We start from the raw sequence: 17932 nt of genomic DNA, 5'->3' as shown, positions 1-17932 counted from the left end.
CCCGGGCCTCCTCAAAGTTGGGTTCGAACGGTCCACAACTCGGGAAAGAGGCGGATCTCCAGAGCCTTGACCAGGTAGCTGACGCCCCCTGATCCTCCGGTCCCACGCCGGAACCCGATGATGCGTTCCACAGTCTTCATATGATTGAAGCGCCATTGCTGGAACTTTTGTTCAAGATCGACCAGCTTTTCGGCGAACTCGTAAAGCTCCCACCAGCGTGAGGTATCCAGATAAACCTCGCGCCACATTGCCTCCACGGCCTCGCTGGGTTCGTAGGGCTCGCGCCATTCGCGGTGCGTGACCGAGCGAGGCAGTGTCATGCCCTGACGCACCGCAAAGCGCAATGTCTCGTCATAGAGGCTGGGCGCGGCGAGGGCGCGTTCAACGAGTGCGGATGCGTCGCTCTCATTCTCGAACACGCGCGCGAGCGCAGGGTTCTTGTTGCCAAGCCGGTATTCGAAAGCGCGGTACTGGGCCGACTGGAAGCCGCTGCTCTGGCCAAGCTTGTCACGAAAGGAGAGGTAGTCGGATGGAGTCATCGTCGCCAGCACTGACCAGGACTGGGTCAGGTTCTCCTGAATGCGCGCGATGCGGGCGAGCATCTTCATCGCAGGCCGCGTGTCGCCGTCGGCCACACGTGCGATCGCCGCATCCAGCTCGTGCAGGCACAACTTCAGCCACAGTTCGCTGGCCTGGTGGATGACGATAAACATGAGCTCGTCATGCTCTTCGCTCAGCGGCAACTGGGCCGACAGAATCCTGTCGAGCTGGAGATAGCTTCCGTAAGAGAGCCCGTCTTCCGGGGACCAGTGAATGTCCTCGTCGCTCAGGTCGACCGATGTTTTGAACGAGTCGTTCATGAAAGCGTCCTCTGCACGACTTGCGGTCTATCCGTACGACCGGTTCAGGGCAAGATCGCTCGCCTGTGCACAAAAAGGGCGGCTCCGTTCAGCAGAGCCGCCCCTTTGTTCAACTACCGAAGACCTGTGGGCTACCAGCCGCACTCCCGGCCTTGGTTCTGTTCATCCAGATAGCTCATCAGCGGTTCAAAGTAGGAGATGATCGCGGAGCCATCCATCTCACGCGTGCCAGCGAAGGCTTCCAATGCCTCCGGCCAAGGTTGGCTCTGACCCATCTCCATCATCGCGTTGAATCGCTCTCCGACCTCCTCGTTGCCATAGACCGAGCAGCGGTGCAGCGGGCCTTCCCAGCCGATCATCTCGCAGGCCGCTTCATGAAACTGGAACTGCAGGATGTAAGACAGGAAATAGCGCAGGTACGGAGTATTGCCGGGGATGTGGTATTTCGCGCCGGGATCGAAGGCATCGTCCGGCCGAGGACCCGGCGGCACGATGCCCTGATTGGCGGTGCGCAAGTCCCACCATCCCTGATTATAGCCATCCGGTGTGATATCGCCGCGAAGGACGCTCCAGCGCCACTGGTCCACGGTCAACGCAAACGGCAGGAAAGCGATCTTGTCGAGCGCGGTATCGAGAAGGAGACCCAGATCGGCATCGGCCGAGGGAACCTGCTCGATCAGCTCGAGCTGTTGCAGGTATTCCGGCGTGATCGACAGGGCAATGAAGTCGCCGATCGCCTCATGGAATCCGTCGTGGGCCCCGTTGCGGAACAGGAAATCCTGCCCGTTATAGGCCCGCTGATAATAGTTGTGACCGAGTTCGTGGTGCACCGTTCTGAAGTCTTCCGCGTTGATTTCCGTGCACATCTTGATGCGGATATCGTCGACATTGTCCACGTTCCAGGCCGAGGCGTGGCAGACGACATCCCGGTCGTCCGGCTGGACGATCATCGAGCGCTCCCAGAATGTCTCGGGGAGCTCTTCAAAGCCGAGGGAGGAGAAGAAATTCTCACCGGTCTCCACCATCCTCTGGGCGTCATATTCACGTTCCTGCAGGATCTGGGTCAGGTCGTAGCCCGGGTCGGCATCGCCCTCAGGTGCGACGATCGGATAGATATTCGCCCAGCTCTGCGACCACATATTGCCCAGCAGGTCGGCGCGGATTGGTCCGTTGGCCGGTTGAACCTCGTCGCCATATTCCTCGTTGAGCTCAGCGCGAACATAACAGTGAAGCTCTTCGTAAAGCGGCTCGACCTGTCCCCAAAGGCGTGCGACCTCCGCTTCCATCTCGTCGGCGGGCATGTCGTAGTTCGACAGCCACATCTCGGCCAGGTTCTCGAATCCGAGGTCGCGGGCCCCCTGATTGGCGATCTCCACCATACGAGCATAGTCGGCCGCCATCGGTGTCGAGATCGTCCGCCAGCCTTCCCAGGCTTCGCGCAACGCTTCGGGATCGCGGCTGGTCTCGATGATATTCGACAGCTCGCCCAGGTCGAGCGTCTCGCCATCGATCTCATAGGTCCCGGTGGCATAGGTGGAGTCCAGGCGCGTCGTGATCTCGGCGAGTTCGTCTGCCACCTCGGAGTCGTTCGGGGAGGGGATCGTGATGCCGGCGCGCAGGATATCGATCTTGCGCTGCAGGTCGTCAGGGAGCTCGGCGCCATCGAAGCGGGCAGCCTCGGTCGCCAGCCGGACTGCGAGCTGGGTGCTCTCCGAGCCCACACGGCTGGCCAGCCAGTTCGTGTCATAGGTGATGTTGGTGTTCTGCACCCAGAAAACACGGCCCGCGTATTCTGACATTTCAGCCAGTTCAGCCTCAGCGTCGGAGAGGAAGGCGCGCGCGTCTTCGACGGTCGCACGCGCGTCTTGTGACTCTGCCTGCTGGGCCCAGGCTGCGCCGTTGATGCTCGCCAGTGAAAGGGCGGCAACGGCCGTCCCTGAAAGCCAGATCGATCTCATGAGTATTCCCCTCATATTTTGGCACGGTTCCGCGTGCAGGAAGGATGGAAAGAGAGAAGCGCTTCGACGCACCCGCGTCAATTGCACCGCCCTCAGATCAGCTCGAAGGAGAGTGGTGGCAGCCCTTCAATCTCCATATCCACGCGGTCTCCCGGTTCGATCGGTCCGACTCCGGCCGGCGTACCGGTGAAAATCAGGTCGCCCGGTGCCAGCTCGAACAGTCGCGACAGGTGTGCGATCACCTCTGCGGGAGACCAGATCATGTCGCTCAGCCTTGCGCGCTGCCGCACATCGCCGTTTACGCGGAGCTGGATGAAGCCGTCCATGTCCGGGAGGCCGGGGCTGATACGGCCGATCGGCGCAGACTGATCGAAGCCTTTGGCGGTATCCCAGGGCCGTCCCGATTTCTTGGCTTCCGCCTGCAGATCGCGCCGGGTCAGATCCACGCCGGCTGCGCAGCCATAGATATGGCCGGCCGCGCTGCTCGCGCTGATCGCATGCCCCCCCTTACCGATTGCGAGAACGAGCTCTGCTTCGAAGTGAAGATTCTTCGTGGCCGTCGGATAGCGCACTTCACGCGACGTCACGGCCGCATCTCGCGGCTTGGTAAAGAAGAAAGGCGGTTCCCGGTCGGGGTCAGCCCCCATTTCCCGCGCGTGCTCGGCATAATTGCGTCCTACGCAGTAGATCCGCCGGACCGGAAAGCTCTTGCCGTCCTCGCAGGCGATGACAACAGGTTCCGGAACGGGCACGACGAAAACAGACATGGGCGACTCCGCGCTGGTTGTCGGTCTGGTCTAGCAGACTCGCGACCTCCCGACACACCTTGGCTGAGCTTGATCGAACAAGTTTGGAACACGAAACCATCATGGCGCCTTTCCTAAAACAAAGAGGGAGGCTGCATGCAGACCGCATTTTTCGAACTGGCCGCAATTGGATCGACAGGACTCGGCGTCTTGGCATCAGGGCTCGCGATGACCGCTCCGCGTGCCGGAGCAATAGATGAGAGCCGCCTTGCGCTGGAGACCATTGAGCTCGATCAGGCCTTGAATGCGCGCCTGTCGTGGCCAGGGCATGACGGTTTTATTCACCAGATCTCAGTCGATGATTCCGGCTATGTCGAAGGCGTCGAGATCGTCGCCGGCACACGATGGCCTTGGCTGCGCGATCAGGTAAGCACCCGCTCGATCTGGGTGGACGCGCAGGCCTTGAGTTATTGTGCGGATCACCGCGTCATTCATGTCGATGCCGATAGTGAAGACCTGGACAGTGCCAGACTTGATCAGAGGCCGGTTGCCCTTGAATTTGTCGCGCCAAGCCGGCTCCTTGGGGCCCGAATGGCGTCCGATCAATACGGGCATGGCTGGGTCATGAATGTTTCGCGTGAGGACCCTGGTGAGACGCGTCTGACGGTAAAACAGGTCACGCGCTGGCCTTGGCAGGACGCTGAAATCTGGCAGATTGAGACAGGCTGCGCTCAATTCTATCCACGCGAGCGTCGCATCGACAATCAGCGTTGTGAGACGGCCCTTGAAGCGATGCCGCCTGCCGCCGACATCTAGAAACGACGCGGGATCTCAGTCGGATGCGGGTAAAAAAGGGGGCCCTTGCTCCCTTTTCTCATGTCATTTTAACGATCGGCCTGACGCCTAGTAGCGCGGATAATAGGGACGCGTGCGCGGCCGGGGGTAGTTGCAGGTGCTCGTCGTGAAAACGTCCCCTAGGATGTTGTCGCAGTCGGGCTGATGGTATGACGAATGGGTGCCACAATAGCCGTCGCGGCAATATCCGCGGTCATACGCGCCATGCCCCCCGTAGCCGGGACCGTAAGCTCCACCTCCATAGGGGCGATGGTGAGGGCCCGGGACCCGAAAGCGGCAATCCGCGCAGGTCTGGCTGATCTCCAGGCGAATTTCGGCCAGTCTCTCGGAGAGGCGATTGAAGTTCACCTGAGATTCGCGCCACTGGAGACGGGATTCGTTACACGCATACTCTTCATAGGCCTGCTGATGCATACACATCGCGTAGGCTTGGCACGATGAAGTCGCAAACCGGTACGCGGCATCCAGATCGGTCTCGAAGCTGCGTACGAGTTCGACCGCCTCGGTCTGCGGTCCATACGGGCGAGCGGTAACCGCTGACCGGCTCTCGATACGTTCGCTCGTCGTGCGCGACTGGTTCGGCTCGTCGTAGAAGAAATCGTCATCATAATCTTCGAACGCCACATTCCGGATCACCGTCCGCATCTCGTCACGAGCGGTGGTAAGCGCGTCGATGGAGCAGATGCGCTGGGCCGCCTCAACCGAGAACTCGTCCGCAGCGGGGACAACTCCGGGCTCGGCATAGTGTTCGTGTACGCGGCTTCCATCGGCGTGGTGATATCCGCTGGCACAGCCGTTCAGTACGATGCTCGATGCGGCGAGAACGGCGAGCCATGCCAGCTTCGAACCGGACAGCGCGGCCACGCGGGCTTTAGTATTGGGCATGGGTAACTCCTGTTTCCGGATCGAGGCAGGACAGCGAGGCTCTGTCGAACCGGTCGACGTCGATCTGGCTGCGCCAGTCTAGGTAAAAGTCGCTATCACTTTCCGCCGCAGCCTGCTCGAGGCGGTTAGATATAAGAATCCAACGGGCTTCAGCGCTTGGTTGTCGGCGGAACTCGGGGTGACTGCGCCACCGAAGAGCGACCGGGTGACCGAGCGAGGCCGCATCGCGCAGGTAGGCGTCAGCGCGCTCCGGGTTTTCAACTATTCCGCAGAGACGATAGCTGCCGAGCACTGCGCCGGTTCCGAACACGATGGCCAGGTTGAAGTATGCGTCCGCATCGTTTCGGCGCGCGGCCGTCTCGAACCACTCAAGGGAAAGGTCGGCGTTGCGGGCGACGCCAAGCCCGGTCGCGTACATGATGCCAAGCGCATTCTGGAGATGGGGGTCGCGTGCGGTCTGAGCCGCATGGCAGATCAGCAAGGTCGTTTGGCGCGGCGTCAGCGTTCCCGTCTCGTCATAGCCCAGTTCGCGCTGAAATCCGCGAACCGCGTCGCGTGTAGCCGGACCGTAATGCCCATCGACATCCGCAGAATAATAGCCAAGGGAGGCGAGGGCGGCCTGGCGCAATTGCAGGCTGATCACGTCGCCGGAGACACCCGGGCCCGTGCGCGAGATGCGTTGCAGGCTGAGTCCGTCGGTCGAGGATTCACACTGCACCATGTGAGCCTGCAGCCGGCGCTGAGCCATCAGAGCCGACTGGGCGCCGAAGGGGCGGCCCCAATCGATGGAGTAATTCCAGTATTCCATCGCCCGGCGTGCTGAAAGCGTGTCGTATTCGTAATAGCGGCGCGTGGGCGGCGCGTTGGGATCGCGGCGCGGAACACGAATATCGTTGCTGCGCGTCGAGCGCGTCAGATCCAGCGTGGCGAGTTCGGCATCCCCGCGCAGCAGCCAGTAACGCGCACCGTCATTGTAGAGCCGGGCTGCTTCCTCGCGTGAGAGACAACGCTCACGCCGATCCAGGCCGTAGACACACACCGGGAACAGAGAATCTTCCTCGATGTGGTAGCTCCAGGGCTCGACGGGAAAACCATCGCGGCGCCCCCACCGGCGTTCTTGCACGCCGGGAAATCCGTCGAAAACACCGCCGCCGGGTCCGCCGGGATAGTCCGCGTAGCCGCGATCGAAGCCGACTGGGCTCTCTCCGAAGTCCGCTCCTTCTACGATCACGCGTTCGGGGGCGAAGAGGTTTAGGCCGCAGCGGCGCGCTGCGCTTTCGAATATCCCATAGCGCGACCCATCAAACATCGTCTGCAAGCGCTCGCTGTCGGCATAGTATCCGCGGCTCGCCATCGCGTCGTATCGGCTCCAGTCATCCCGCGTGAGCGACTTGGACACCTCGTCCACGTAGCATTCGCAAGCCAGAGAGCTGTGGGAATATTGAGAATCGTAGAGACAAGCCTCGTAGACGGCTTCGCCGCGGCGCTCCACAAGGTCGCAGCCAGAAAGCAAAGCGACCCCGGCGATGGCCGCAAACCATCCGGTAACGCGTCCGCTGAACGCTTTTGCGTCGGAACTGCGCCGTTGAGTGCGTCCGGCCAAAACAATAACCCCCTACCGAGACTCCGGGTAAGGTTAACGCATCTTAACCAGTTTGGTTCAATCGTGACGAAAAAATATTTTCTGCCTCATTTATGAGGCGGGTCGCGGGCCAGCCTCCAGCCTGGTCAGGAAGGTCTCGGCATCCACAACCTCGAGCCCTGACAGCGAGCCGATTTCGGCTGTGTGCCGCAGCAGATGCCGGTCCTCTGTCAGAAAGCGGATGCCGCCCAGGACGGCGGCTTCAGCCAGGTTGCGCGCATCCTTTTCGTGTCGAAAGGACCGGGCTGCATCGCCACGAAGGACTGCCCCAAGCTCAGCGGTGAGCGATTCGATCGCAGGATGTGCGCCAGCGTCGACTGGGAGGGTGAGGGGCTCAGCGCGATCGCGCACAAAGCGCGGCACCCGGGGGTGGCTAATTTCCTCCCAGACGCCGGGGCCCACGTTCAGCGTGATCGCGTCGCGAAATCGTGATTCGATACGCTTTACGATCGGCCAGGCCGGCTCCTGCATCATCATCGCATCGAGGAAGATGCGCTGCCGCGACGATCGCATGGCCAGTCTCCGTCCTTCTTTACCCAGGATGCGCCATGAACAGCGGCAATGAGAGGCCGGCGCCCAGCCAGACGAAGGCGATCACCGCCAATGCGAGCAGCACGCGCTCACTCCAGTCGGCGCTGAGCGCAAAGCTGAACCCGCTCGCGCGCACCTTCCACGCGACAAAGACCGCACTCATGGCGAGGAAGGCGAGATTGAACATGAGCGTATAGTCCAGGGCGAAAAATTCGCGGTCGGTCACACTCTGCGCCGAGCTTGTGTCAGGCAGGATCCCAAGTCCGGCAAATGCGTAGTGCATGACGAGCGCTGTGGCGACGAGCACGAGAAGAAACACGCCGAGGATGTAGAAAGCCATCTTCCATCCATAGTATTTCGCCTGAATGCGAAGTACCGGGAAGACGACCAGATCAGAGAATATAAACGCCATAATCCCGGCAAAGCTGACCCCGTTCGAGTAGAGGACTGCCGCAAGCGGGATATTGCCCATGGAACCAATGAAGGTAAAAAAAGCCGCGACCGGGCCGATCAATGCCTGTAGCGCGACCTGCCAAAACGTAGGGTCTTCGCTTCCCGACCCGACAAACAGGGTTTCAAAGAAGCGCCGAGGGACGAAGGCCGCGATTGCACCTGCAACGGTGAACCCGACCGTGACGTCCTTCCAGACCATCTTCCATTCCATGAAGTAGCGCGTTGCGACACGCCGCCAGCCCTCGACACTGGCGATCAGGGACTTCCAGTCTTCAGGCTCGTCCGAATCTTCGTCGTTTTCTTCTTGCCCGGCATGCTCGCGAGCGCCGTCCACCAGCGCTTTGGGGTAGGTGAGCCGTACAACCAGCCACATCAGCAGGATGAGCAGAATTCCGCCGGCATACTCGCCAACCACGAACTGCCAGCTGAGGAAGACCGCAATCACGATGCCGAGTTCAACGACAAGATTGGTCGAGGCCAGAAGGAAGGCGAGGGCAGGCACCAGGCCTGCCCCCTTAGTGAACAGGGAGCGGGTCGTGGCCAGGGCTGCGAAAGAGCAAGAGCTGGAGATAAAGCCGAAGAGACTGCCCAGTGCAACGCTGCGCGGCCCGCTCTCACCCATGCTCTTCTGCATTCGCTCGCGGGTCACGAAGACCTGAATCATCGACGAGATGAGATAGCCCAGTCCGAAAGCCCAGAACGCCATCCAGAACAGGCCGAGACTTGTGCGGGCCGCCTCGTGCCAACTCGCCAGAAAATCGCCGCTCATATGGTCGCCTCCGATTAGAACCAGAGCCGGATGCCTGCCACCAGAGAAAGCGAATCCGGGTCTTCTCCACGAAGCCGGGCCAGATCGGCCGTTTCACCGAGCCGGCCCGACCAGCTCACACCGACATAAGGGGCAACTTCGCGTTTGAGTTCATATCTCAGCCTGGCACCAACCGAGCCTTCGGTGAGGCCCGCTCCGGTTTCGCGGGACGGATTGTCCTCCAGCGCCCACTCCAGCTCAGCACGAGGCTGCAAGACGAGACGTTGCGTAATCAGCAGTTCGTATTCAACTTCCACACGGCCTGTGAGGTCGCCGTCCTCACTTAGAAACGCGGCCGCATCCAGCTCCAGCCAGTAGGGGGCGAGGCCCTGGATACCGACCACCGCGTAGGTCGTGTTGCCCGGCTCGAGGTCCTGACGGATGCCGGCCTGGAGATCGAAGAAACTGGTCACTGCCCGGCTGTAGAGCGCTTGAATCTCGGCCTCTTCAAACTCGGAATGGTCGAGATTGTATTCGCCTTCACTCTTCAGCCAGAGGCGGTTGAGATCGCCGCCATACCAGGCCTGTGTATCCCACAAGAGGGCTTCTTCGCCGCTCCCGGACCGGTATTCCAGACGGTCGGCCTCAAGATAGAGATGACGCATTCCTCCATGGCTCTGCTGAACTACCGCACGCACCTCATCCATGCGCTCGGCGTCATAGTAGGCGTCGGCCGCGTTCCACGTGCCCTGCGCCAAAGCCGGCGAAGACACCAGAAGTCCCGAGACAAGAGACAGGCTCGCAAACACTCGCATTACATGTCCTCCCCGGTCATGGTGTGATCGCCATGCATCGAATGATGGGACGGATTGGCATCGCCCGGATCCGGACGCACAGAGACGACCTGCATCATGCCCGCATGCATGTGGTAGAGCAGGTGGCAGTGAAAGGCCCAGTCGCCGACCTCGTCTGCTGTGACATCGACTGACAGGCGTTCGCCCGGTTTGACGATGACCGTGTGCTTGCGCGGCCAGTGCCGCGCCTCGTGGCCTCCCGTTGACCCAGGCAGCACCAGATCGAAGAACATGCCATGCAGGTGGATGGGGTGGGGCATCATGGTGTCGTTGACCATTGTGAGCCGCACGCGTTCGCCTTCGTGGAACACGATGGGGTCCACGACTTCCGAAAACCGGACCCCGTCGAAGGACCACATGTAGCGTTCCATGTTGCTGGTCAGATGGAGCTCTATTTCGCGCCCTGGCTCGCGATGGTCCGCTGTGGGTGCCAGGCTTCGAAGCTGGCTGTAGCGCAACGTACGGTGGGGCACTTCCTCCAGCCCGATACCCGGCTCATCCAGACGGCTGACCGGCATCGTGGCCGTGTTTGCCACACCTGGGCCCGTGGGGTGGTCGTGCACGGTTGTCGACGACGAAGGGCTCGCGTTCGCGGCACCATGACCGGCCATGGCGTGGCCTGCTTCTGAGCCCATCGAATCCATGCCGGCATGGCCTCGATGGCCTCCGCCATGATCCATGGCTGCATGCGATCCGGCATGGCTGCTCTCCACGCTATCCGGGGCCATCTCCTCCGGTGTCTCTGAGTTATGGTTCCCATGCCCGTGCGCCATGCCCATGTCGGCCATGGTGAGGAGCGGGCGGTCGCGCAGCGCGGGCACTTCACCCTCCATGCCCGGCCGCGGCGCGAGTGTGGCGCGGGCCATCCCGGACCGGTCGATGGATTCAGCCACGAACGTGTAGGCCCGGTCCTCGGCAGGGGTGACGACCACGTCATAGGTTTCGGCAACCCCGATCTGGAACTCATCGGTTTCGATCGGCTGGACGTTCAGCCCGTCCGACTGGACCACGGTCATCGGCAGACCGGGAATGCGGACGTTGAAGATCGTCATGGCCGCGGCATTGATGATGCGCAGACGAATCCGCTCTCCGGGTCGAAACAGACCGGTCCAGTTATCGTCGGGGCCAAGCCCGTTGATCAAATAGGCGTAGGTCTCTCCGGTCACGTCCGCGATATCGGTCGCCGTCATGCGCATTGCGCCCCACATGCGTCGATCGCCCAGCGCTGCGCCCAGGCCGTCTTCCCGGGCATCGGCGAAGAAATCGCCGAGCGTGCGCTGGTTGTAATTGAGGCTGTGACCGTTCTTCTTCAGCTCTGCAAACAGGCGGTGCGGGTCCATGAACGTCCAGTCACCCAGGACCATGACGTATTCGCGGTCATAGCCGACCGGATCGGATCCGGCCGGGTCGATGATGATCGGTCCGTAGTGGCCAACCTGCTCCTGGAGGCCAGAATGGCTGTGATACCAGTAAGTGCCGCTCTGCCTTAAGGGGAAGCGGTAGGTGAAGGTCTCGCCCGGGGCGATGCCCGGGAAACTCACGCCGGGCACTCCATCCATTTCAAACGGCAGCAGTATGCCGTGCCAGTGAATGGACGTCGCCATGTCCAGCGTGTTGTGAACGCGCAGCCTAACCTCGTCCCCCTCGCGCCACCGCAGAAGCGGGGCGGGGACCGTCCCGTTTACGGTGATCGCCGAACTTGCACGACCGTCCACTGAGAAGGGTGTCCGCCCGACCGTGAGGTCGAAATCGGTCCCGGACAGAGAGGGCAGGACACCCGTGCCGAGCGCGGCAGCGCTGCGGGCCCATGCCGGGGTTAGGGCGCTTGTCGCGGCAAGGCCGGAGAGGGCGCTTGCCCGGCTTAGAAAGTGACGTCGGTTGAGCATCGGAATAGGTCCCGAACAGGTTGAAGAGCAGGGATATGCACACTCCGCTCTGCCGGATTGGAAAATCCGGAGCGCGCGAAGCCTTCAACTCAATCGAGACTTTTGACGTGCAAACCGACCGGTGAAAGCCGTCGCATCCGCGGCGGCGATGGAATCGGGTCGACGTGAGAGGGTGAACCCGCCTGAACAGGATGGTGACCACCCGAGGCGCCGACACTTGCAATCGCCACGAGAGACGGCGCGGGTGCGAGCCGCATTGAGGACGCCTCCGCGTCTACGGCCGCCAGCTCCGCGCAGCCGTCACATGCATCGTGACATCCCGTTCCTACGGCTTCGCGAGCCGGCTCATGTGCCACATGTGAGCCATGTTCCGCACTCGCAGTGGCGCTCGCCGCGTGAGCGGGCTCATGGCCCGCTTCAGCGCAGACACACGACGCCCATCCCGCGCTGAAAACCAGCGCAAGCAGAAGGAGGACAGGAAGGCGATACAGGTTCTTGCTCATCAAATCGCAATATCGTAGGGAGTATGGCCCATACCCCCACGGAGTATAAAAAGTCAATGATCGACGCTCATAAGCCGGATACTCTCCGGCGCCTGAAGCGGATCGAGGGGCAGGTCCGCGGGATTTCGCGCATGCTCGAGGAAGACCGCTACTGCATTGAGGTCTTGCAGCAAGTCCAGGCCGTGCGTGCCGCGCTGAACAAGGTCGAGGGCCTCGTGCTGAAAGATCATGCCGCTCATTGCGTCCAGAACGCGATCGAGAGCGGAGATGCCGGCGAGCAGAGCGAAAAATTCGCCGAACTGATCGACCTGTTCGACCGCATGCGGCGCTAACGGGCCTATGACCGACGCGGGCCTTTCGTGAGAGTCGAAAGCGCCAACGAAGCGAGTCCTCCTACTACTACCACGACTCTCATTCTGCTTCAGACTGCGCGAAACCATATCCAGATGAGAAAGAGCCGGACCACAGTGTGAGCGCTTCGCGAACTGGCGGGGATAAAGGTCGCTTGGAGATGCGGCCCGTGCGCGGCCTATTTGCGCACGACACCGCGCCGTCACGCGAGCACCCATGTCTCGGGCAGACTATGCCTTGGGCCGGACAGGCGGAAAATGGCGGAGGGGGAGGGATTCGAACCCCCGGAGCCTCGCGGCTCAACGGTTTTCAAGACCGCCGCAATCGACCACTCTGCCACCCCTCCGTGAAACAAGGTGTAGCCGGAGGCTCCCGCTTCGGGCAAGAATGGCGTGACAGCCAGGATACAGGATCACACCTTGCGACTTGCTCGATCGCTCTGCGCGCTTGGCGCGTTTGCCCTTTTGTCCGCTTGCGCGACGAATTCAGATACGTCCGGTGGCGAAGAATCGGCGCGCGCGCCGGCGTTGGGAGAGGGGCGTGGCCCCTGGATCATCCCGGTCGCCGATTCAGCACGCCCACGCGCCGTATATGAAGGGCTGGCCTCTTGGTACGGCGCACGCTTCCAGGGCCGTTTGACAGCCAATGGCGAGGTTTTCGACCAGCATGCGCTGACAGCGGCTCATCCGACGCTTCCTCTGCCCAGTCTTGCGCGTGTCACGCGGTTGGATACCGGTGAAAGCGTCGTCGTTCGTGTCAACGATCGCGGCCCCTTCGTCGAAGGGCGCATCATCGATCTCAGCTTCGCTGCGGCCAACGAGCTAGACTTCGTGGAGGACGGCGTTGCCGAAGTCCTCATCGAGGCGCTGGGACCGGCCGATGTGGAGGATCGGGCTGCGCCGCCGATGGCCTTTGATCCCGCCGAAGGCCCGCCCCGGTTCGACGCGGAAACGCTCGAGCCGATACAAACCGCGCAGCGGTGACTGCAAGCCGGACCCTTGCCGCCTTGTTTCCGTCAGGGTTTCATGGCCTTTCACGAGCCTTAGCGACCCATCATTGTCTTTAGGAGGCGTCTGCCGTGCTGCGCTCACTTCTCGCCATTTGCCTGCTGATACTCGCTCCGGCCGGCGCCGCTCGCGCCCAGGATAGCGCTTACACGACGGATGCCACTCACGCGGTGATTCTTGATTTCGAGACCGGCCAGATCTTGTTCTCGAAGAATGGCGACGAACCGATGCCCCCGGCATCCATGTCCAAACTGATGACTGTATATATGGCGTTTGAGGCGATCCGCGACGGTCGCCTCTCGCTGGATGACGAGCTTCCAGTCAGCGAGGAGGCCTGGCGCCGCGGCGGCGCGGCGACTGGCGGCTCGACAATGTTCCTGGAGCCTAACACGCGGGCCCGGGTCGGCGATCTGCTGCGCGGCATTATCGTTCAATCCGGCAACGACGCCTGCATCGTCATCGCTGAAGGGCTGGAAGGAACCGAATCGAATTTCGCCGACGCGATGACCGAACGCGCTCATCAGCTCGGTTTGACGAGCGCCAATTTCGAGAATGCGACCGGCTGGCCGCACCCGGATCACGAAATCTCTGCCGCGGATCTGGCGCGGCTTGCTGCGCTGATCATTGAGGAATTCCCGGAACTCTATGAAATTTATTCGGAAACCGATTTCACTTATAACGGCATTCGTCAGTTTAATCGCAATCCGCTTCTAGGTGTGGTCGAGGGTGCGGACGGGCTGAAGACCGGCCACACCGAGGAATCCGGATACGGGCTGGTAGGCTCGGCCGAACGCGATGGAACCCGGCGCGTTACGGTTTTCAATGGAATGGAGAGTGGGCGCGCCCGGGCCGACGAGGCCGAACGCATCATGCGCGCCGCCTTCACCGAGTTTGAAATTGTAGAGCTGGTGCAGGCCGGAGAAGTCCTCGGTCAGGCCGATGTCTTCATGGGGACGGCGTCAGTTGTCGATCTGCGTGCGGGCGAAGCTCTGACAGTGGGCGTCCATCGGCGCGAACGAGCGGACCTGACGGCCGAGATTGTCTTTGAAGGCCCCTTGCGCGCGCCGGTTCTCGAAGGTGACCCGGTTGGGCAGCTTGTCGTGACATTCCCCGGAGGACGCACGGAGACCGTGCCCGTCGAGGCAGCTGAATCTGTGCCCGGCAAGGGAATGGCCGGCCGCGCTGTCAGCGCTCTCGTCCACCTGATCCGCGGGAATTAATGCCGGTGGCAGGCCGGTTCATCACGCTGGAGGGCGGAGAGGGCGCGGGCAAGTCGACCCTCGCTCGAGCGCTGGCCGATGCGCTTGAAGCGCGTGGGCACGCGGTCGATGTGACGCGCGAGCCTGGCGGGACCGAGAATGCCGAACAAATACGTTCACTTCTGGTGAGCGGCGAACCGGATCGCTGGTCCTCACTGAGCGAAGCCTTGTTGCTCTATGCGGCACGGGTGGACCATGTGGATCGCCGCATCCGGCCGGCGTTGAATTCGGACACGTGGGTGATTTGCGACCGCTTCTCCGATTCCACGCGCGCCTATCAGGGGGCGGCCGGCCGGTTGGATCGCGATCGTCTGAACCGGCTGCACCAGCTTGCCCTTGATGGCTTCGAGCCCGATCTGACATTGATCCTGGATCTCGACCCGGCAATCGGCATGGAGCGCACCCGCCAACGCGGGGAGGACGCGACCCGGTTCGAAAAGCAAGATCTTTCGTTTCACGCCGCACTGCGCGAGGGCTTTCTCGATATCGCCGCCGCCGCGCCGGATCGATGCGCCGTGCTGGATGCCACTCAGCCTCCGCAAGAGCTTGCCCAGGCCGCGTTGGCCGTCATTGACTCCCGTCTAGGGAGCTGAGCATGGCGGACGACCCAATCCCGGAAGCCGACCGAGAGGGCGAACTCGCTCATCCGCGAGAAGTCTACGACCTGGTTGGCCATGACGATGCCGAACGTCAGGCCGGCGAAGCCTTTGCCGAAGGGCGCATGCATCATGCTTGGATGATTACCGGCCCCAAAGGGGTCGGGAAGGCGACCTTCGCGTGGCGTCTTGCCCGCCGCGTTCTCGGCGGTGCGCCCACGGGAAAATCGCCCCTCTCGGTGGGGCCTGAGGATACAGTTTCCAGACGGCTGGAAGCGTTGTCCCATCCTGATTTTCTGCTCATTCGTCGCCCGTTCGATGCGAAACGCGGCAAGTTGCGCGCCGAGATTACCGTCGATGAAAGCCGGCGCGCGCCGGAATTCTTCTCCAAAAGCGCGAGCGAATCCGACTGGCGGGTCTGTATCGTGGACGCAGCCGACGAGATGAATACGAATGCGGCCAATGCCCTTCTCAAAACACTTGAAGAACCGCCCGCCAAGGGGTTGTTATTGCTAGTAGTCAATGCGCCTGGCCGGTTGCCCACTACGATCCGGTCGCGATGCCGCCGGCTGTCTCTGCGCGCCTCCGCCCCTGACGCGTGCGCGACCTGGCTCGCGGAGCGGCACGGCATTGACGCAGAGATCGCGCGGCGATGCGCTGATATGGCCGGCGGAGCTCCGGGTCGCGCGCTTGCTCTCTCACAATCCGATGCGCCGCGCCTGAAAGAGACGCTCGATGGCATACTCGAGACTCTTCCGCGGCTGGACTCGCGAGCGGTCGGCGTGCTCGCCAGTGAGACCGCGAAACGCGACGGGGAGGCTGTCCGCCGTACCTTGATGGAGTTTCTTGAACGCTATGCGCACGATCGCGCCCGCGCAGCGATTCTGGGCGGAGAGGGCGCAGACCGCGCAGGCATATGGGTCGCAGCAGGCGATGCATTGGCGCGTCTGGCCCGCGAGAGCGAAACCCTCTATCTGGATCCCAAGCAGACCACGCACGCGGCATTCACGATCCTGAAGGAAGCCGCTCAAGCCGAGACTCAATAGTCGGAATTGAACGCCGAAATGCTGATCGACACTCACATCAATATTCATGGTGAAGCCTATGAAGAAGATCGTGAAATCGTCCTGGCACGCGCGCGGGAGGCGGGCGTCTCGCCGATGATCGCGATCTGCTGCCGCCTCAACGAATTCGATGACGTCCGGGCCGTTGCCGAGGCTCATGAGGACGTATTCTGCACAATCGGTGCTCACCCTCATCACGCCAAGGACCGTCCGGACATCACGCCGGATGAACTGATCACGATCGCCCGGCACCCCAAGGTGGTGGCGATCGGCGAAACAGGACTGGATTTTCATTACGGTTACAGCCCGGCCGAAGATCAGTTCGCTAGCCTGCGTACGCATATCGAGGCGGCCCGGCAGACCGGCCTGCCCATCATCCTGCACAGCCGCGATGCCGATGCGCAGATGGCCGATCTTCTGGAAGAAGAGATGGGGAAGGGCGGGTTCAAAATCTTGCTGCACTGCTACACCGGCGGGCATGAACTGGCGCGGCGCGCGGCCGCGCTCGGTGCGTGGTTTTCTGCCTCGGGTATCATTACGTTCAAGAAGGCCGAGGACGTCCGGGCCGTATTTGCTCAGGACGTGCCCGACGACAAGGTGATCATCGAAACCGATTGTCCGTATCTGGCGCCGGTCCCCAGGCGCGGTCAGCGCAATGAACCGGCTTTCTTGCCCCATGTTGCCGAAAAACTTGCAGAACTCCGCGACTGGAGCGTGGAGGAGACCGCCCGCAGGACACGACAAAACTCGCTGGCGCTCTTCCACAGACTGGCCGGTTGAGCGCCGAGGGTCTCATACGCGTCCGCATTCTGGGATGCGGCTCGTCGGGTGGCGTTCCGCGTGCGGATGGCGATTGGGGCAGCTGCAATCCTGAAAATCCAAGAAATCGGCGCCGCCGATGCTCGATCCTCCTTGAAAAAGCTTCAGACTTTAAGGCGTTAGAGCGCGGAAGTTCGACGAGAATCCTGGTCGACACCTCACCGGATCTGCGCGAGCAGCTGATCGATGCCGGCAGCCCGGTTCCCGATGCCATCGTCTACACCCATGCTCATGCCGACCAAGCACACGGTATCGATGACATCCGGGCCATTGTTTATCGCCACCAGGCGAGAATAACGGCGTACATGAACGTCTCGACCCGGACTGATCTATTCAAACGCTTCGGCTATATCTTTGAAACTCCACCAGGGTCGGGCTATCCGCCTCTGCTTGAAGCGCGCGATCTGCCTGAGCGAGGCAGAATCTCGATCGAGGGCGAGGGCGGTGCGATAGAGCTGGAAACTTTCCCGGTCCAGCATGGCAATGTCGTCTGCGCCGGTCTGCGGTTCGGACCCATCGCCTATACGCCGGACGTCAGCGCGATCAACCAGGCCGGGTTCGACGTGCTGCAGGACGTGCCGCTGTGGATACTCGATGCGCTACGAGAAAAACCGCATCCGACACATACCCATGTCGGCCAGTCGCTGGACTGGCTCGAACAGGTGCGCGCCCGATACGGCATTCTCACCAATCTTCATATCGATCTCGACTACGACGCTCTGAGCGATCGCTGCCCGGAGAATGTCGAACCCGCCTTTGACGGAATGGTCGTGACCATCGACGCCGGCACGGGCAAGAAGTTTCGGACTTAGCCGCGAGAAGCCCCAGGGAAAGCCAGAGCGCAGCATCTCAGATTTCTCATAATATTTATTATGCGGGATTTGGTGATGATCGACGCGGCTTGAGGCGTGCCGT

At 61.7% G+C, this 17932-nt stretch carries 17 protein-coding genes and 1 tRNA gene; 8 read left to right on the top strand and 10 right to left on the bottom strand.

What is annotated here, in order from left to right:
* Positions 1 to 11: 11 nt before the first annotated feature.
* From E5162_RS04370 to E5162_RS04360, 3 genes are all read right to left on the bottom strand, one after another.
* Positions 12 to 860: a tryptophan 2,3-dioxygenase gene (locus E5162_RS04370; RefSeq protein WP_135943712.1), complete on the bottom strand. Its 849-nt coding sequence runs from the start codon at positions 858 to 860 to the stop codon at positions 12 to 14.
* Between the two features lie 131 nt (positions 861 to 991).
* Complete coding sequence (locus E5162_RS04365; RefSeq protein ID WP_135943711.1) at positions 992 to 2818, bottom strand: M2 family metallopeptidase; 1827 nt, start codon at positions 2816 to 2818, stop codon at positions 992 to 994.
* 92 nt (positions 2819 to 2910) lie between these two features.
* Positions 2911 to 3585, bottom strand: a complete 675-nt coding sequence (locus E5162_RS04360; protein WP_135943710.1) for a fumarylacetoacetate hydrolase family protein — start codon at positions 3583 to 3585, stop codon at positions 2911 to 2913.
* Positions 3586 to 3720: 135 nt separating this feature from the next.
* Here E5162_RS04360 and E5162_RS04355 point away from each other — a divergent pair, with 135 nt between their 5' ends.
* Positions 3721 to 4380, top strand: a complete 660-nt coding sequence (locus E5162_RS04355) for a hypothetical protein (protein WP_135943709.1) — start codon at positions 3721 to 3723, stop codon at positions 4378 to 4380.
* 87 nt (positions 4381 to 4467) lie between these two features.
* Here the strand turns inward: E5162_RS04355 and E5162_RS04350 are convergent, their stop codons facing one another.
* The 6 genes from E5162_RS04350 to E5162_RS04325 all read right to left on the bottom strand — a co-directional run bounded on the left by E5162_RS04350 (position 4468) and on the right by E5162_RS04325 (position 11418).
* Positions 4468 to 5304 carry a hypothetical protein gene (locus tag E5162_RS04350; protein ID WP_135943708.1) on the bottom strand — a complete coding sequence of 279 codons (837 nt, stop codon included), beginning with the start codon at positions 5302 to 5304 and terminating at the stop codon, positions 4468 to 4470.
* Entirely contained in the window at positions 5291 to 6817 is a 1527-nt protein-coding gene (locus tag E5162_RS04345) for a peptidoglycan-binding protein (protein WP_206751032.1), read from the bottom strand. The genes E5162_RS04350 and E5162_RS04345 overlap by 14 nt, the downstream gene beginning before the upstream one ends.
* Positions 6818 to 6997: 180 nt before the next feature.
* Positions 6998 to 7459: a hypothetical protein gene (locus tag E5162_RS04340; RefSeq protein ID WP_135943707.1), complete on the bottom strand. Its 462-nt coding sequence runs from the start codon at positions 7457 to 7459 to the stop codon at positions 6998 to 7000.
* Between the two features lie 19 nt (positions 7460 to 7478).
* On the bottom strand, positions 7479 to 8699 hold the full coding sequence (locus tag E5162_RS04335) for a permease (RefSeq protein ID WP_135943706.1): 1221 nt from the start codon (positions 8697 to 8699) through the stop codon (positions 7479 to 7481).
* Positions 8700 to 8713: 14 nt separating this feature from the next.
* Entirely contained in the window at positions 8714 to 9493 is a 780-nt protein-coding gene (locus tag E5162_RS04330) for a copper resistance protein B (protein WP_135943705.1), read from the bottom strand.
* Positions 9493 to 11418, bottom strand: a complete 1926-nt coding sequence (locus tag E5162_RS04325) for a copper resistance system multicopper oxidase (RefSeq protein WP_135943704.1) — start codon at positions 11416 to 11418, stop codon at positions 9493 to 9495. The genes E5162_RS04330 and E5162_RS04325 overlap by 1 nt, the downstream gene beginning before the upstream one ends.
* Before the next feature lie 559 nt (positions 11419 to 11977).
* Between E5162_RS04325 and E5162_RS04320 the strand changes: the two genes are divergently transcribed.
* The gene (locus E5162_RS04320) at positions 11978 to 12253 is read left to right on the top strand and encodes a metal-sensitive transcriptional regulator (protein ID WP_135943703.1); all 276 of its coding nucleotides are present in this window, start codon (positions 11978 to 11980) and stop codon (positions 12251 to 12253) included.
* Between the two features lie 277 nt (positions 12254 to 12530).
* On the opposite strand, the gene E5162_RS04315 is transcribed toward E5162_RS04320, so the two are convergent.
* A tRNA-Ser gene (locus tag E5162_RS04315) sits at positions 12531 to 12618 on the bottom strand.
* A 73-nt stretch (positions 12619 to 12691) separates the two neighbouring features.
* Between E5162_RS04315 and E5162_RS04310 the strand changes: the two genes are divergently transcribed.
* The 6 genes from E5162_RS04310 (at position 12692) to E5162_RS04285 (ending at position 17829) form a co-directional block, all read left to right on the top strand.
* The gene (locus E5162_RS04310; RefSeq protein WP_206751031.1) at positions 12692 to 13255 is read left to right on the top strand and encodes a septal ring lytic transglycosylase RlpA family protein; all 564 of its coding nucleotides are present in this window, start codon (positions 12692 to 12694) and stop codon (positions 13253 to 13255) included.
* Positions 13256 to 13350: 95 nt separating this feature from the next.
* Complete coding sequence (locus E5162_RS04305) at positions 13351 to 14499, top strand: D-alanyl-D-alanine carboxypeptidase family protein (protein ID WP_135943701.1); 1149 nt, start codon at positions 13351 to 13353, stop codon at positions 14497 to 14499.
* Positions 14499 to 15131 (top strand): dTMP kinase, encoded by a 633-nt coding sequence (gene tmk, locus E5162_RS04300; protein ID WP_135943700.1) that lies wholly within the window; start codon positions 14499 to 14501, stop codon positions 15129 to 15131. The genes E5162_RS04305 and tmk overlap by 1 nt, the downstream gene beginning before the upstream one ends.
* A gap of 2 nt (positions 15132 to 15133) precedes the next feature.
* Positions 15134 to 16180: a DNA polymerase III subunit delta' gene (locus E5162_RS04295; protein WP_135943699.1), complete on the top strand. Its 1047-nt coding sequence runs from the start codon at positions 15134 to 15136 to the stop codon at positions 16178 to 16180.
* 18 nt (positions 16181 to 16198) lie between these two features.
* A complete protein-coding gene (locus E5162_RS04290) occupies positions 16199 to 16978 on the top strand; it encodes a TatD family hydrolase (RefSeq protein ID WP_135943698.1) in 780 nt (259 codons plus the stop codon).
* Positions 16975 to 17829 (top strand): MBL fold metallo-hydrolase, encoded by an 855-nt coding sequence (locus tag E5162_RS04285; RefSeq protein WP_135943697.1) that lies wholly within the window; start codon positions 16975 to 16977, stop codon positions 17827 to 17829. Before E5162_RS04290 ends, E5162_RS04285 begins: the two co-directional genes overlap by 4 nt.
* Positions 17830 to 17932: the final 103 nt, after the last annotated feature.

Source organism: Marinicauda pacifica, assembly GCF_004793635.1.
GTDB classification, from domain to species: Bacteria; Pseudomonadota; Alphaproteobacteria; order Caulobacterales; family Maricaulaceae; genus Marinicauda; species Marinicauda pacifica.
The sequence above is the reverse complement of the archived record's forward strand: the minus strand, read 5'-3'. Positions and strand labels throughout refer to the sequence as shown.